Annotated in this window: 12 protein-coding genes and 1 pseudogene; 6 read left to right on the top strand and 7 right to left on the bottom strand. The window is 69.8% G+C overall.

The window, feature by feature from the left end; translation table 11 throughout:
- The coding region (locus AC31A1_RS31320) for a glycine cleavage T C-terminal barrel domain-containing protein (RefSeq protein WP_489656557.1) at positions 1 to 2,607 on the top strand (2,607 nt) is incomplete at its 5' end.
- On the top strand, positions 2,600 to 3,211 hold the full coding sequence (locus tag AC31A1_RS31315; protein WP_489656556.1) for a sarcosine oxidase subunit gamma: 612 nt from the start codon (positions 2,600 to 2,602) through the stop codon (positions 3,209 to 3,211). The genes AC31A1_RS31320 and AC31A1_RS31315, both read left to right, overlap by 8 nt.
- Positions 3,212 to 3,288: 77 nt before the next feature.
- Here the strand turns inward: AC31A1_RS31315 and AC31A1_RS31310 are convergent, their stop codons facing one another.
- Positions 3,289 to 4,749: an MFS transporter gene (locus AC31A1_RS31310; protein WP_489656555.1), complete on the bottom strand. Its 1,461-nt coding sequence runs from the start codon at positions 4,747 to 4,749 to the stop codon at positions 3,289 to 3,291.
- A 269-nt stretch (positions 4,750 to 5,018) separates the two neighbouring features.
- Here AC31A1_RS31310 and AC31A1_RS31305 point away from each other — a divergent pair, with 269 nt between their 5' ends.
- Positions 5,019 to 6,794, top strand: a complete 1,776-nt coding sequence (locus tag AC31A1_RS31305; protein ID WP_489656554.1) for a tannase/feruloyl esterase family alpha/beta hydrolase — start codon at positions 5,019 to 5,021, stop codon at positions 6,792 to 6,794.
- A 68-nt stretch (positions 6,795 to 6,862) separates the two neighbouring features.
- Here AC31A1_RS31305 and AC31A1_RS31300 read toward each other — a convergent pair whose 3' ends face one another.
- Complete coding sequence (locus AC31A1_RS31300) at positions 6,863 to 7,069, bottom strand: hypothetical protein (protein WP_489656553.1); 207 nt, start codon at positions 7,067 to 7,069, stop codon at positions 6,863 to 6,865.
- Between the two features lie 33 nt (positions 7,070 to 7,102).
- Between AC31A1_RS31300 and AC31A1_RS31295 the strand changes: the two are divergent.
- The 3 genes and pseudogenes from AC31A1_RS31295 to AC31A1_RS31285 all read left to right on the top strand — a co-directional run.
- Positions 7,103 to 7,708, top strand: a pseudogene (locus AC31A1_RS31295) (hypothetical protein); the annotation flags it as partial.
- Positions 7,709 to 7,785: 77 nt separating this feature from the next.
- The gene (locus AC31A1_RS31290) at positions 7,786 to 8,502 is read left to right on the top strand and encodes a carbohydrate ABC transporter permease (protein ID WP_489656552.1); all 717 of its coding nucleotides are present in this window, start codon (positions 7,786 to 7,788) and stop codon (positions 8,500 to 8,502) included.
- Positions 8,503 to 8,587: 85 nt separating this feature from the next.
- Positions 8,588 to 9,424 carry a carbohydrate ABC transporter permease gene (locus AC31A1_RS31285; protein ID WP_489656551.1) on the top strand — a complete coding sequence of 279 codons (837 nt, stop codon included), beginning with the start codon at positions 8,588 to 8,590 and terminating at the stop codon, positions 9,422 to 9,424.
- A 9-nt stretch (positions 9,425 to 9,433) separates the two neighbouring features.
- On the opposite strand, the gene AC31A1_RS31280 is transcribed toward AC31A1_RS31285, so the two are convergent.
- The 5 genes from AC31A1_RS31280 to AC31A1_RS31260 all read right to left on the bottom strand — a co-directional run.
- Positions 9,434 to 9,961 carry an NUDIX hydrolase family protein gene (locus tag AC31A1_RS31280; protein ID WP_318020245.1) on the bottom strand — a complete coding sequence of 176 codons (528 nt, stop codon included), beginning with the start codon at positions 9,959 to 9,961 and terminating at the stop codon, positions 9,434 to 9,436.
- A gap of 24 nt (positions 9,962 to 9,985) precedes the next feature.
- Positions 9,986 to 11,125, bottom strand: coding sequence for an amidohydrolase family protein (locus tag AC31A1_RS31275; RefSeq protein WP_489656550.1), 1,140 nt, complete (start codon positions 11,123 to 11,125; stop codon positions 9,986 to 9,988).
- 2 nt (positions 11,126 to 11,127) lie between these two features.
- Positions 11,128 to 12,531, bottom strand: coding sequence for a glutamine synthetase family protein (locus AC31A1_RS31270; protein ID WP_489656549.1), 1,404 nt, complete (start codon positions 12,529 to 12,531; stop codon positions 11,128 to 11,130).
- 40 nt (positions 12,532 to 12,571) lie between these two features.
- Complete coding sequence (locus AC31A1_RS31265) at positions 12,572 to 13,384, bottom strand: SAM-dependent methyltransferase (protein ID WP_489656548.1); 813 nt, start codon at positions 13,382 to 13,384, stop codon at positions 12,572 to 12,574.
- 136 nt (positions 13,385 to 13,520) lie between these two features.
- Positions 13,521 to 14,339 (bottom strand): hypothetical protein (locus AC31A1_RS31260; protein WP_489656547.1); only part of this gene is annotated, 819 nt, incomplete at its 5' end.

Genomic DNA, 14,339 nt, shown 5'->3' with positions numbered 1-14,339 from the left:
ATCGAGGCCCCGTTCCCCGAGCCCATGCTCCCCGCGACAACGGTCGAGCTCTACGACGGCCTGGTCGCCACCAGCCTCCCCGGCCAGGGCCGCCTGGCCACGGAACCCGACCCGGCCCGCTACGACGCCGCCCACGCCCACTGCGACCTGCTCGTGGTCGGCGCAGGCCCGGCCGGCCTCGCAGCCGCGGCCGCCGCCGCCCGAACCGGAGCCCGAGTCATCCTCGCCGACGACCGCCCCGAACTGGGCGGCAGCCTCCTGGACACGGCCCAACACCTCGACTGGGTAACCGAGTTGAGTGAAAACCTCACCATCGCCCCCGAGGTCCGCATCCTCCGCCGCACCACCGTCTTCGGCCACTACGACGACAACCACCTCCTGGCCGTAGAACGCCGCACCAACCACCTCGGCGCCGCAGCCCCCACCCACGTCTCCCGAGAACGCGTGTGGCGCATCCGAGCCCGCCGGGTAGTCCTGGCAACCGGAGCCCACGAACGCTCCCTCGCCTTCCCGGACAACGACCGCCCCGGGGTGATGCTCGCCGCATCGGCCCGCGCGTACGTCAACCGCTACGGCGTCCTACCGGGTGGCCGAGCCGTGGTCTTCACCACCAACGACAGTGCGTACGCAGCCGCGTTGGACCTGGCGGCGGCAGGCGTAGAGATCGCGGCGATAGTGGACACCCGCCCGTCGGAGCCGGAGAAGTGGGCGAGCCGAGCCCGAGAGGCCGGCATCGAGGTACTGCCCGGACACGCAGTCGTAGGCACCGAGGGCACCCCGCGCCTGAGCGCCGTCACGGTCGCCCCGTACGGCGAAACCCCGGCCACGACAAGGCAGTTCACCGCAGACCTCCTCCTGGTCTCCGGCGGCTGGAACCCGGTCGCCCACCTGTTCAGCCAGGCAGGCGGCAAACTCCGTTACGACGACACCCTCGGCACCTTCGTCCCGGACACCTGCCGCCAGCTGGTAGAGGTCGCGGGCAGCGCGAACGGTGAATTCGACCTGGCCGGAACCCTGTTGCAGGGCGCAGCCGCAGGCGCCCGAGCGATAGAGGCCGAGGGCTACACCGCCGAACTGCCCTCCCTGCCCCACGTGACCACGGAACCGCAGACCCCCGCGATGCAGGTCTTCGTCGTCCCCGGCCCCACCGACGCCCCCAGCTTCGTGGACCTCCAACGCGACGTCACCGTGGCCGACTTGGCCCGAGCCACCGCCGCCGGCCTCAACTCGGTCGAGCACACCAAGCGCTACACGACGGCCGGCACGGCCAACGACCAGGGCAAGACCTCCGGCGTCCTGGCCGGCGGCGTGGTGGCCGAACTCCTCGGCGTGGACGTGTCGTTGCTCGGCACGACGACATTCCGCCCGCCGTACACACCCGTCTCCTTCGCCACTCTCGCCGGCCGCGACCGGGGCGCGCTGCACGACCCGATCCGTACGACCGCGCTGCACGACTGGCACGTCATGCAGGGCGCCTTGTTCGAGAACGTCGGCCAGTGGAAACGGCCTTGGTACTACCCGCGCGACGGCGAGGACATGGAGACCGCCGTCCTGCGCGAGTGCGCGGCGGCCCGCGAGGGCGTCGCCTTCATGGACGGGTCCACCCTTGGCAAGATCGACGTACAGGGCCCGGACGCACCCGTCTTCCTCGACCGGCTCTACACCAACATGATGAGCAACCTGAAGGTCGGCATGATCCGTTACGGCGTCATGTGCCGCCCGGACGGCATGGTCTTCGACGACGGCACGGCCATCCGCCTCGCCCCGGACCGCTACCTGGTCACCACGACCACCGGCAACGCGGCCGCCGTACTGGACTGGATGGAGGAGTGGCACCAGACCGAGTGGCCCGAACTCCGCGTCCATTGCGCCTCGGTGACCGAGCAGTGGGCCACCGTCGCCCTGGTCGGCCCCCGCTCCCGTGAGGTGCTCGGCTCGCTCGCGCCCCAACTCGCCGTCGGCAACGACGACTTCCCCTTCATGGCCTGGCGGGACACGACCGTCGCCGGCATCGAGGCCAGGGTGTGCCGGATCAGCTTCTCCGGCGAACTCGCCTACGAGATCAACGTGTCACCGTGGGAGGCCCTCGCCCTGTGGGAGGCGCTCTACGAGGCCGGTGCCCCCTTCGGCATCACCCCGTACGGCACCGAGACCATGCACGTCCTGCGCGCCGAGAAGGGCTACCCGATCATCGGCCAGGACACCGACGGGACCGTGACTCCCCAGGATCTCGGCATGAGTTGGGCGGTCTCGAAGAAGAAGCCCGACTTCATCGGCAAACGCTCCTTCGCCCGCGCCGACGCCGCCCGCTCCGACCGCAAACACCTCGTCGGTCTGCTCCCCGAGGACCCCGCCGCGTTCCTCCCCGAGGGCACCCAACTGATCGCGGACAGCGTGCTGCCCGCCCCGCCCGTCCCGATGCTCGGCCACGTCACCTCCAGCTACCGCAGCGCCGCCCTCGGCCGCACCTTCGCCCTCGCCCTGATCAAGGGCGGCCGCGACCGCATCGGCGAACGCCTCTACGCCCCCGTGGGCGACCAGTTGATCCCGGTCACCGTCGCAAGCCCCGTCCTCTACGACCCCGAGGGAGCCCGCCGCGATGGCTGACACCGCCCTTTCCGTCCCGCGCCGCAGCCCCCTCGCGGGTGCCGCCGACCGACTGGCGGCCACGACCCGTTCCTCGGGTGGAACGGTCCGGCTTGCCGAACTGCCCTTCCTGGCCCAGGTGAACCTCCGGCTCGACGCGAAGGGCACGGCGGCGGACGCCGTAGGCCTAGCGCTCGGTCTGTCGCTGCCCCTTGAGCCCAACACGGTCGTGCGGGCGGGGGAGTTGACCGTGCTGTGGCTCGGCCCGGACGAGTGGCTGGTGGTCGGACCGCCGGACACCCAGCGGGACGTGGAGCACCGGATCCGGGCGGCGGCCGGGGACGAACACATCGCCGTCACCGACGTCTCCGCCCAGCGCACCACCCTCCTCGTCTCCGGCGCCCACGCCCGCGAACTGCTGGCCCACGGCTGCCCGTTGGACCTGCACCCGCGAGCCTTCGGCCCCGGACGCTGCGCCCAGACCACCCTGGCCCGTGCCCAGGTCGTCCTGGTCGCCCGGGACGAGCCCGGCGCCGGATTCTGGGTGTTGGTCCGTTCGTCCTTCGCCGGGTATCTGACGGACTGGCTCCTGGACGCTGCTGCGGAATACGTGCGCAACGGCTGAACCGGCCGCACGCCGAAGGCCGTTCGCCCGTCACCGGCAGAACGGCCTTCCGCATGTCAGTGGTTGTGCCGGTAGTGTCAGGCGACGGCCTGGCCCACCTCCACCTCGTCGAGACGCTTGCTCCTGGGGATCAGAGCGACGAGCAGCGCACCCGCGGCGACGCAACCGACCACCAGCCAGAGGCCGTTGGTGAAGCCGGCGTCGAGGTAGAACTGGGTGCCCTTGAGGACCGCCCCGTGCTGCGCCATCACGACGAAGGCCAGCTGGGAGACGACGATCTGGGCGACGCCCTGGCCGAGGGTCTGGACGCCGTTGGCGAGTGCCTGTTCCTCGGGGGTGACCACCTCGATGATCATGATGGGCACGATCGCCATCACGATGCCCGTGCCCAGCCCCGCGATCACGCCCATCTCGATGATCTGCGGGGCGCTGTGGTGCAGATGGGTGCCGATGCCGTAGCCGAGGACCGCGAGCGCGGCGCCGGTACCCAGGAGGATGCGTGCGTCGACCCGGCGTGAGAGCAGGCCGGTACCGACGGCCCCCGCGATGATCATGGCGCTGATCGGGCTGGTGACGATGGCGTTGTGGGTTCCCGACCAGCCCAGGCCCGCCGAGATGGTGGGGATGTTCGGCATCAGGATCAGCAGCTGGATCACCACGCCGACGGCGCTGAGTGAGCCGGCCGCGATGGAGGTGGCGAGGAGAACGGTCCACACCGGGCGGCGTCGGGTCATGGAGAGCGGGAACAGGGGTTCGGCGACCCGGCGCTCCACGAGGACGAAGACGATCAGTGCGATCGCCGCCCCGATGACGAACCCGATGAACTTGCCGCTGCCCCAGCCCCAGTGCGAGCCCTGGCCGACGGCGTAGATGAGCGCTGTGACGCCGCCGCCGAGGAGGACTCCGCCGGCCCAGTCCATCCGGCCGGCCGCCGCACGGATGGGACTCTCCGGCACGAAGGTCGCGACCAGCAGGAAGCTGACGGCGGTGCTGATGGCCATGAACCACAGGACACCGCGGAAGCCGTAGTCGTCCAGCAGCCAGCCGGACAGGAACGGTCCACCGAACGCGACGAGACCGACGCCGCCGGCCAGGATCCCGCTGGCGACCCCGACCCACTTGCGCGGGAACACGTCACGGGTGATGGCGTAGGCGAGGGGGGCGCTGGCGGCGTAGATGCCCGCGATGCCGCGGCCGATCAGCAGGGTGCGGTAGTCGGTGGCGACGGCGGCGACCAGGTCGCCGACGAAGCCGAGTCCCGTGGCGGCGAGCAGGACGCGCTTCTTGCCGAAGACGGCGGCGGCCTTGACGGCGAACGGCAGGAAGAACGTCCCGGTCAGCAGGGTCATCAGGGTGAACCACGCGATTTCGGTGGTCCTGAAGTGGATCGCGACGTCGGCCTGCGCGATACCGGACAACGCGGCGATGAGCGCGACCAGTTGGACGGTCCATACGAGAGCGACGATGACGAGGACATTGCGGGTCGTCGAGGGTGATCTTTCCTCGTCCCGTGGGGGAGTGAGCTGGGTCTGGGACATCGGCGGCCTTCCGTAAGTGAGCGGAGCGAAGGTCCAGAGAGCCGATAAATTAGACCTAACGGTCGGTACAATCAATGAGTTGCGCAAAAAGAAAGCTGACGTTGTGGCGGGCGTCGGCTTCGTGCCTGGTCAGCGATATCGGGCCAAAGTCTTCGACTAAATCGTCAACAATAGCGTCGACGCTATTGCTCACGGATCACCGGACAGCTACGTTCCTCGCCGTGCCTGCATGCACGACCCCGATCCGGCGATCGAACGGAGTACCCAGCATGCCCAAGCTGTTCAGATGGTGTCGGTGGAACTCGGCCACCTTCATGGCCACCCTCGCCGCAGTCGTCGCGCTGGTGACCGGTGCGGGCGTGGCGCTGGCCAACAGCACGACCGGTAGCGCGCAGGCCGCCAACTCGGCCTCGGCGAAGGCCGTTTCGGTGAGCACCGCGACCTCGGGCATCGCCCCGGCCATGTCCTGCTCCGGCGTCGCTCAACTCGACCTGGCTGCCGTCGTCCCCGGGGTGCCCTTCGAGATCACCTCGGCCACCGAACTCGCCGCGAGCGCCAACACCCTGGGAAACTGGGCCGCTTGTGACGTCAAGGGCGTGATCGCCCCCCAACTCCACTTCGAGATCAAGCTCCCCGAGACAGGCTGGCAGGCCAACTACCTCCAGGTCGGATGCGGCGGCCTCTGCGGCAACACCAGTGTCACCAGCGCCCCCGCCTCGACCGGCTGCGTCCCCCTGACCACCGGCGCGTTCGCCGTCGCCTCCAGCGACGAGGGCCACTACCAGGGCGGCGGCCTCTTCTCCACCGACCCGACCCTGCGCGCCGACTTCGGCTACAAGTCCGACCACGAACTGGTCCAGACCGCCAAGGCCGTCATCAAGCAGTACTACGGCCAGCCGGCCACCCACTCCTACTTCGACGGCTGCTCCCAGGGCGGCCACCAGGCCCTCACCGAGGCCCAGCGCTACCCGACCGACTTCGACGGCATCATCGCCGGTGCCCCGGCCAACAACTTCACGGCGCTGAACACCTTCTCGCACGCCTGGACCGCCCAGTCCGTGTACCTGAACGGTGGTCCGGCGACCATCACCAACGCCGACCTCGCCGACCTCCACAAGGCCGTGCTCAAGGGCTGCGGCGCCCCCGCCGACGGCATCATCGCCGACCCGCTGAGCTGCACCTGGGACCCCGGCACCATCCAGTGCGAGACCGGCCAGACCCCGACGTCCGACGCGTACTGCCTGACCGCCGACCAGGTCACCACCCTGCGCCGCATCTACGCCGGGCCGACCGACGAACACGGTCAACTCCTCTACCCCGGCTACCAGTTGCGCGGCTCCGAGCTGAACTGGGCCGGAATCATCACCCCGGCCACCGCCACCGGCGCCAGCGGCGACATCAGCTTCGTCCGGGAGACCCTGCGCTACCAGATCTTCGACAGCCCGCAGCCGACCCTGACGTACAAGGACATCAAGTTCACGGCCGCCTACTACAAGAAGGTCATGCGGCTGGGTGAGGGCATGTACGACGCCACCGACCCGGACCTCACCGCGTTCAAGAAGGCCGGCGGCAAGCTGATCCTCTGGCACGGCCTGGGGGACCAGCACATCCCGGCCGTGGGAACGATGGCCTACTACAAGGCAGTTGAGAAGATCATGGGCGGCGAGACGGCCACCGAGACCTTCGCCCGCCTCTTCCTGCTCCCCGGCGTCGCACACTGCGGCGGCGGCCAGGGCCCGGACACCTTCGACGCGCTGACGGCGATCACCGACTGGGTCACCAAGGGCGAGGCACCGGCAAACCTGACGACCAAGTCGGTCGACAGCAGCGGGAACACCACCGCCTCCCGCCCGGTCTATCCCTTCCCGTACTACGCCAAGAACACCACCGGCGGCCCGGCCACCGACGCGAGCAGCTACACCCCCGTCAAGTCCACCGCCGAGGCCACCCTCAAGCTCGACTGGCTCGGCTCCTTCCGCTCCGGCTACGAGACGGTCGGCAACTGGGTGGGCGGCAAGTGGGTCGTCACCAAGGGCAAGAACTGACGTACAACGAGGGTTGATTGAGATGGCGCGGCCTCCGGTTTCGATCCCGGGGGCCGCGTCGCCCGGGATCAGAGTTCCCGCAGCAGCTCGGCGAGACGCGCTGTGACGGTCTCCGCCGCGCCCTTCGCGTACCGGGAGTTCATCGCCTCGTAGGTGATCCGGTCGTAACTCCCGGCGTCCGCCATGTACTTGGCGGCGCCGTCCACCATGGTGACCACACAGGTGGCGGGGAACGGTGAACCGGCCTTGAGGTCGAGACCGGTGCCGGCGTTCAACTCGACCCGAAGGGCCCGTTCGTCGCCGGACTCAAGGCCTATGACTCGCTCCGCAAGGCGGGCTGCTTCAACTCCGATACCAACACGGCCACATGGGAGGACTCCTTCAAGGCGGTCCTGGACGGCAAGGCCGCGATGGTCGCCAACAACTCGGACTCCATCGGCCTGTTGAACTCCGACGCGAACAACGACACCGCCAAGGTCGACGCGGCCGTCGGCTTCGTCGGCCTCTCCGCCACCAAGGCGGTCACCAAATACGCGCCCAGCCCGCTCGGCACGTACTACGTCCCGAGCACCGGCGACTCCAAGAAGGAACGCGCCGCCGTCGACTTCATCGACTACATCACCGGCACGGGCTACGCCGACTACATCAAGGAGGCGAAGATCATCCCGACGCTCTCCGGCACGGCGACCCCCCAACTCCAGGGCCTCCTCCAGGACTTCAGGACGGCCTACGACAAGGGCGCCACGCTCTCCGTCAACTCGCCCCTGCCGGGCTTCACCAGTTTCGGCGCCGAGCCCAGAAACTCCTCGCCGGGCAGGAGACACCGCAGCAGGTGGCCGACAAGATGCAGACCTACTACACACAGGCCGCCGCCGCGGCCAAGCAGTGACGCGGGACCGGTGACCGACGCATGACGTCCTCGCTGCGGCACGCCTCCCCGACTGCTCAGGCCGACGACACGTGAAAGCCTCGTCAGCCAGCGCCAGTTGCCATGCGTCCGCCCCGCAAGCTGTACCCGTACGCCTTCGCGCTGCCGTCCATCGCCCTCGTCCTCGTCTTCTTCGTGCTGCCGTTCCTCGCCAGCGCCTTCTTCGCGTTCGTGCAGTGGACCGGCTACAGCGACACGATCACCTGGACCGGGCTCACCAACTTCAAGCTCCTGAACCAACTCGGCATCCTCAAGCACGCGATCACGGTCACCGCGATCTACGCGATCACCGCCATGGCCGTACAGAACACGATCGGCCTTGCCCTGGCCACCGCGCTGCAACGCACCAACCGCGTCAACTCCCTATTCCGCTCCCTCTTTTTCATCCCCGTGCTGATCTTGCCGCTGGCCGCGGGCTACATCTGGGCCGCGGTCCTCAACGCGCACGGCCCGCTCAACGCCTTCCTGTCGGCCGTCCTGCCCGGCGAGGTCCACTACGCCTGGCTCGGCCACGACACCACGGCACTGCTCGCGGTCGCCTCCGTCGACGCGTGGAAGCTGAGCGGCCTGATCACCCTCGTCTACATCGCGGGCCTCAACCGCATCCCGGAGCAGCTGCTCCAGGCGGCGACCCTCGACGGCGCGGGCGCGGTCCGCCGCTTCTGGTCGGTCACACTCCCGCTGCTGGCACCGGCGGCCCGGGCGACGCGACGACCCTGCTCAACGTCGCCGTCTACACCCAGTACGGGCAGAGCTTCTTCGGTACGGCGAGCGCGCTGAGCTTCGTCGTCACGCTGATGGTGATCGTCACGGCGGTCCCGCTGATGAGCCGGCTGCGCCGACGGGAGGTACGCCCGGTACCGATGTGAGCGCAATCGCCGTGAAGACCAGGGGAGTTGTCCGGTACGCGTGCCTGACTCTCTTCGCGATCTCCTGGAGCCTCGTCCCGTTCTGGCTGCTGATCGTCAACTCCCTCAAGACGGAGGGCGATGCGAGCGTCCTGTCGATGAGCTGGCCCAAGCACTGGAGCGCCGGGGCGAATTACCACACGGTGATCGACAAGGGCTCGTACCTCACCGGTCTGCGCCACAGTGCGCTGCTGGCCGTCCCGACAATCCTCGCCGTGCTGCTCGGCTCCATGGCGGCCTGGGCGTACGCCCGTTCCGACTCGCGGACGCTGCGGTTCGCGTACTACACGTCCGCGCTGTCGATCGTGCTGCCCCCGGCGATCATCCCGACCATCTACGTGCTCACCCAGCTCGGCCTCAACGGATCGCGTCTCGGCTACATGCTGGTGATCGTCGGCACCCGGCTCGGTGTGGTGATCTTCCTGGCGACCGGTTTCGTGCGCACCCTTCCGCACGACTTCAAGGAGGCCGCGCAGCTGGACGGGGCGAACAAGTGGCAGATCTACTGGCGGATCGTGCTGCCCGTGCTCACCCCGGTGCTCTTCACCGGCGCGGTCATGCTGATCATCTCGGTCTGGAACGACTTCTACTTCGCCCTGTTCCTGCTGCGTGGCTCCCAGGCGGCCACGCTGCCGCTGACGTTGTACTCCTTCGCCTCCTCGTCCACGCACGGTGTCAGCTGGAACCTGGTGTTCGCCCATGTGGTGCTGACCAGCCTGCCGCTCGTCCTCGTCTACCTCGTCCTGCAGCGCCGCGTCCTCGCGGGCCTCACGGAAGGAGGTGTCACGGGCTGACTGCGCCTGTCAGGACACACAACCCACGTGTGCCAGCGCCTGCTTGAGCAACACCCCGTGCCCGCCCGGCATTTCGCTCCGCAGCGCCTCCGAGGCGGCCTCCTCGGGGCTGAACCAGACGAGGTCGAGAGCGTCCTGCCGGGGCCGGCAGTCACCGGTGACCGGCACGACGTAGGCGAGGGACACCGCGTGCTGGCGCGGGTCGTGGTACGGCGTGACGCCGTGCGTCGGGAAGTACTCGGCGACGGTGAACGGCTGGAGCGAGGTCGGGATCCGCGGCAGCGCGACCGGGCCGAGGTCCTTCTCCAGGTGCCGCAGGAGGGCGTCGCGGACCCGCTCGTGGTGCAGCACGCGGCCGGAGACCAGGGTGCGGTTGACGGTGCCGTCGGGGCCGATGCGCAGCAGCAGTCCGATGCTGGTCACCTCCCCGTTGTCGTCGACGCGGACGGGCACCGCTTCGACGTAGAGGATCGGCATGCGGGCGCGTGCCTGTTCGAGGTCGTCGGCGGACAGCCAACCGGGCGTGGTATCGGTCATGTCAGACATTGCTTGATCATACTTTCAGTGTCCGTCGGATAGCCGGTAGACCCGGCGGGCATTGTCGGCCCCCGCCCAGCGTGCCAGCCGCAGCGCGTCGGGCAGGCCCAGTTCGTCGGCGTCCACCCGCTCCTGGAGCAGATCCCCAAGACTCCGGCGGAACGCCAGCGCACCGAGCCCATAGAACTCCGCAAGACCATAGGCGTCGGAGCTGTACAGCAGTTTGCGGAACGGTGTGATCTCCATCGCCTCCGCCAGCACCGCCCGCGCCCGGACCGGTCCAACATGGTGCAGGGTGAGCCCCACATCCAGGTACACCTGTTCGAAGACGGCCGCCAGGTATCCGGCCTGACGCTGATACGGCCAGCAGTGCAGAAGCAGCACCGGGATCGTGCCGGCGATCAGGTGCAGCCAGTCCGTGAGCAGGGCGGGGTCGGTGCGGTGCAGCCGGATGTCGTTGTCGCCGAACCCCGTGTGGAGTTGGAGCGGGAGCCGCAGGTCGACCGCGGTCCACAGCAACTCCCGCACCAGGACCGGGTCTTCGAGCCGCCCGCCACGGGCCAGCCAGACGCGGGCGGCCCGGGTCACCTCGGCGTCCGAGGGTCTGGCCGGGTCGAGATCGAACCCCGTCCGGTACGCGGCCACGGACTTCACGGCTACCACCCCCGGCCGCCGCACCGCGTCCAGCGCGGCCGTCCGGAACGCGTCGGCGTACCCGTCCGGTTCGACGCCCCGCGCGGCCACGGACTCCGCGACCGTCTCAAGTCGTACGACCTCATGCGCGACCGCGCCCGCCGCCTCCGCGAGTCCGGCGGGCGAGGTGATGTCGTGCGGCGCGAATCCCGTGTCGACGCAGAAGATGCCGGTGCCCGCGGCGGCCAGGAAGCGCCGGTTGACCTCGTGCGGCCCCAACTCGGCTCGCCGGGCGAGGTATTCGTCGGCGGACGCGTGCCGCTCCAGGTCCAACACCGGTGCGCAGTAACGGCGTACGGCGACGCCGACCGGACTGTCGAACGGCGAGATCCCGCTGCCGGGCCAGACGTCGCCCTCGGTGAGGAGCGACTCGAAGCCCGTCCGGTCCAGGTCCTCGGTGACGACTCCGTGGCAGTGGTGATCCACCAGCTCCAGCCCGGCGAGCGCCTCGTGGACCGGTCCAGTGGCCATCGTCAGTACCTCCAGCGGTACACGGCAGCCACTTGCTCGTCGTCCAGCTCCGCCACCGCCGCGATCTCGCCCTGTCGTACGGCGATCACCGCGTCGGCGAGGACCGGTCCAAGTGCGGCCCGCAGGTGTTCGTCCTTGCGGAACTCCGTGACGGCCTCGGCGAGGGAGGTCGGGAGTCGTCGTACGCCCCGCGTCCCGGCGTCCGAGGCGCCCAGGTGCGCGGGGTCACCGGTGGTCTCCTCGGGCAGGGCGGCTGCGGTGGTCAGGCCGTCGAGGCCGGCGGCGATCAGGCAGCCGAGGGCGAGGTACGGGTTGGCGGCCAGGTCGACCGGTTTGACCTCCAGGTTCGCCGCCTGAGCGCGTTGGCCTGCCGTGCCGGTGACGACACGTACCGCGGCCTCGCGGGTCTCGCGGCCCCAGGCGGTGAACACCCCGGCCCACTGGGAGGGTTGGAGGCGGAAGTAGCTGACCGGGCTGGGCGCGGTCACGGCGGTGAGAGCCGGGAGGTGGGAGAGGACGCCGGCCGCGAAGGACTCGGCGTCGGCCGTCATGCCGTAGCGACGGTCGCCCCCGGTGTGCAGGTTGGCGCCGTCGCGCCAGGCGGAGAGGTGGATGTGGCCGCCGTTGCCGACGCCCTGGGCGAAGACGGACGGCGTGAACGAGGCGCGCAGGCCGTGCCGCCCGGACACCGCGCGGATCGTCTGCCGTACGAGGACGCTGCGGTCGGCCGCCGCGACCGGGTCGAGCGCCCCGATCGAGAGCTCGAACTGCCCGGCCGCGTACTCGGGGTGGAACTGGTCCACGTCGACGCCCTGGGCCGCCAGGGCGGACAGCAACTCGGCGCCGTAGTCGCTGAGTTCGACCTGTCGGGTCGCGCCGTACGCCGGACCGGTCGTGGCGGGGACGAACGCGCCGTCGGGTGCCGTGGCCAGGCCGAGCGCCCACTCGATCTCGATGCCCGCCCGGAAGGTGAGTCCGTGCCGGCGCTGCGCGTCAACGACCGTACGGCGCAGGAAGGTTCGGCTGCAGCCGGGGTGCCGCTCGCCCTCCTGGGTGACACGGTCGACCGGGGCCCAGGCCCAGCCGGGCTGCCCCGACAGGATGGCCAGGTGGTCGAGGTCGGGGTAGAGGCGCAGATCGCCGTCCGGGGAGTCGAGGACGTCGGTGGTGACGATGGAGTCGTTCGCGAGGAACGTGTCGAACACCGGTGACATGCCGACGCCCCAGGCCGCCGCCGAGGCGAGCTTCGCGGTAGGGACCGTCTTCACCCGGCCCACGCCCGCGGTGTCGACGTAGGCCAGGACGATCCCGTGCACACCCCGCCCGGTCAGCTCCGCGGCAAGCGCGGTGGCGCGTTCGACCTCGCCGGGGCGGCCGCCGGGCAGGGGGTCGGCAAGGGTGGTCATACGTCCTCCACGGTCGCGTCCTGCACGGTCGGCGTCGCCGTCAGGGTTTCACGGCCACCGCGCCGAACTGCGGTACCACGGCCGGGGAGTCGGAGTCCGGGCGCCACCGCGAGCACGGCACCAGGCCCGGGTCGAGGAGGTCGAGCCCCTCGAAGAACGCGGCGACGTCCGCGCGGCCGCGGGCGGTGATCGGGGGAGTGGCGTTCTCGTTCCAGAACTCCATGGCCGGGACGTTCCCCTCACCGCCGAGGTCGGCGTCGAACGTCGGGTGCGTCAGCACCAGGAAACTGCCCGAGGGGACCGCCGCCATGACCTTGCGTACGACCTCCCGGGCGTCCTCGGTGTCGAGGATGAAGTTGAGGATGCCCAGCATCATCACCGCGATGGGGCGGTCGAAGTCCAGTGTGTCGGCGGCCCGTTGGACGATCGCCGCCGGGTCGTGCACGTCCGCGTCGATGTAGTCGGTGACGCCCTCGGGGGTGCTGGTGAGCAGGGTGCGGGCGTGGATCAGCACCAGCGGGTCGTTGTCGACGTAGACGATGCGTGCGTCGGGTGCGACGCGCTGGGCGATCTCGTGGGTGTTGTCGACTGTCGGCAGTCCGGTGCCGATGTCGAGGAACTGCCGCACCCCGCGCTCGGTGGCGAGGAAGCGCACCGCGCGGCCGAGGAAGTCCCGGTCGGCGCGCGCCACTTCGCGGATCACCGGGAACATTCCGGCGACGTGCTCGCCGACCCGCTGGTCGATCTCGTAGTTGTCCTTGCCGCCGATCCAGTAGTTCCACACGCGGGCGTTGTGCGCCACACCGGTGTTGAGCCGGGTCGGTCCCTCTGCCGGGGTGTCGCTGTCACTCACGTCGTTGCTCCTTGCTCGCCCGTCTGACCCGTCAACTCCATTGTGCCGTCAGGTGATCACTCGGCCCAAGTGTTCGCGACGATCGGGGGGAATGTTCTGGCGCGTGTCCTTCGGGAGCGGCGGACTCGGTGAACTGTCAGCCCAGGTTGTCGGGTTGGGCGGGAGGAGTCCGGCCGGCCAGGACGTCCTTCAGGTGCGAAGTGCCGGACTGCACGGCAGCCTTGGTCGTGTCGGTCTCCGTGCCGTCGAGGCCGCCGGACGTGACCGTGATGGCGTCGGTACCGACCCGCACGGCGGCCAACTGCAGGGTGAGCGTGGTGGGTTCGTTGCCGCTCGTGCCCGTGACGGTGACCTGGAGGCCCTGGCGGGCGTCGCCCACGGAGGGCACCGGGTCCTCGATGACCTGGACCGTCCGATGACCGCCCTTGGAGTCGGTCGCGGTGAACTGGTCGCACTTCACCGGCAGCGTCTTCAGCCAGTTCAGGGAGGTGCCGAGCTTGGCCCGGTCGTAGGCGGCGACCTGGTACAGCAGCCGGGAGTCGCCCTGCTCGAACCCGGTCAGCGCGGACGCGCCGGACGGCTTGCCGAGGAGATCGTCGTCGTAAAGCGCGTCGAGCAGTCTCTGGCAGTCGGCGGCGTTCGTCTTCGCGGTGAGGAAGTCGGCGACGTCGACCTTGCCGACGACCAGCTTGTCGCCCCAGCCGGCGGCGCCCCTGACCTGCGTCCAGTCGTCCTCAAGATCGGCCTCGGTGATGAGCGCGGATGTGGCTCCGGCCGGGGTGAGGACGGAGGCGCCGGATTTCGTGGCACGGGGCGAGACGGACTTCCCGGTACGGGGTGAGCCGAGCGGGGACTCGGCGGCGAGGGGGGAGGCCGCGACGTCCGAGGCGCTCCCGCGGTCCGCACCACTGCCTTCGCTGTCGCCTCCGCCGGAGCAGGCTGCGCAGGTCAGCAG

Source organism: Streptomyces sp. P5F9, assembly GCF_057961495.1.
This window is presented reverse-complemented; position numbering and strand designations above follow the sequence as displayed.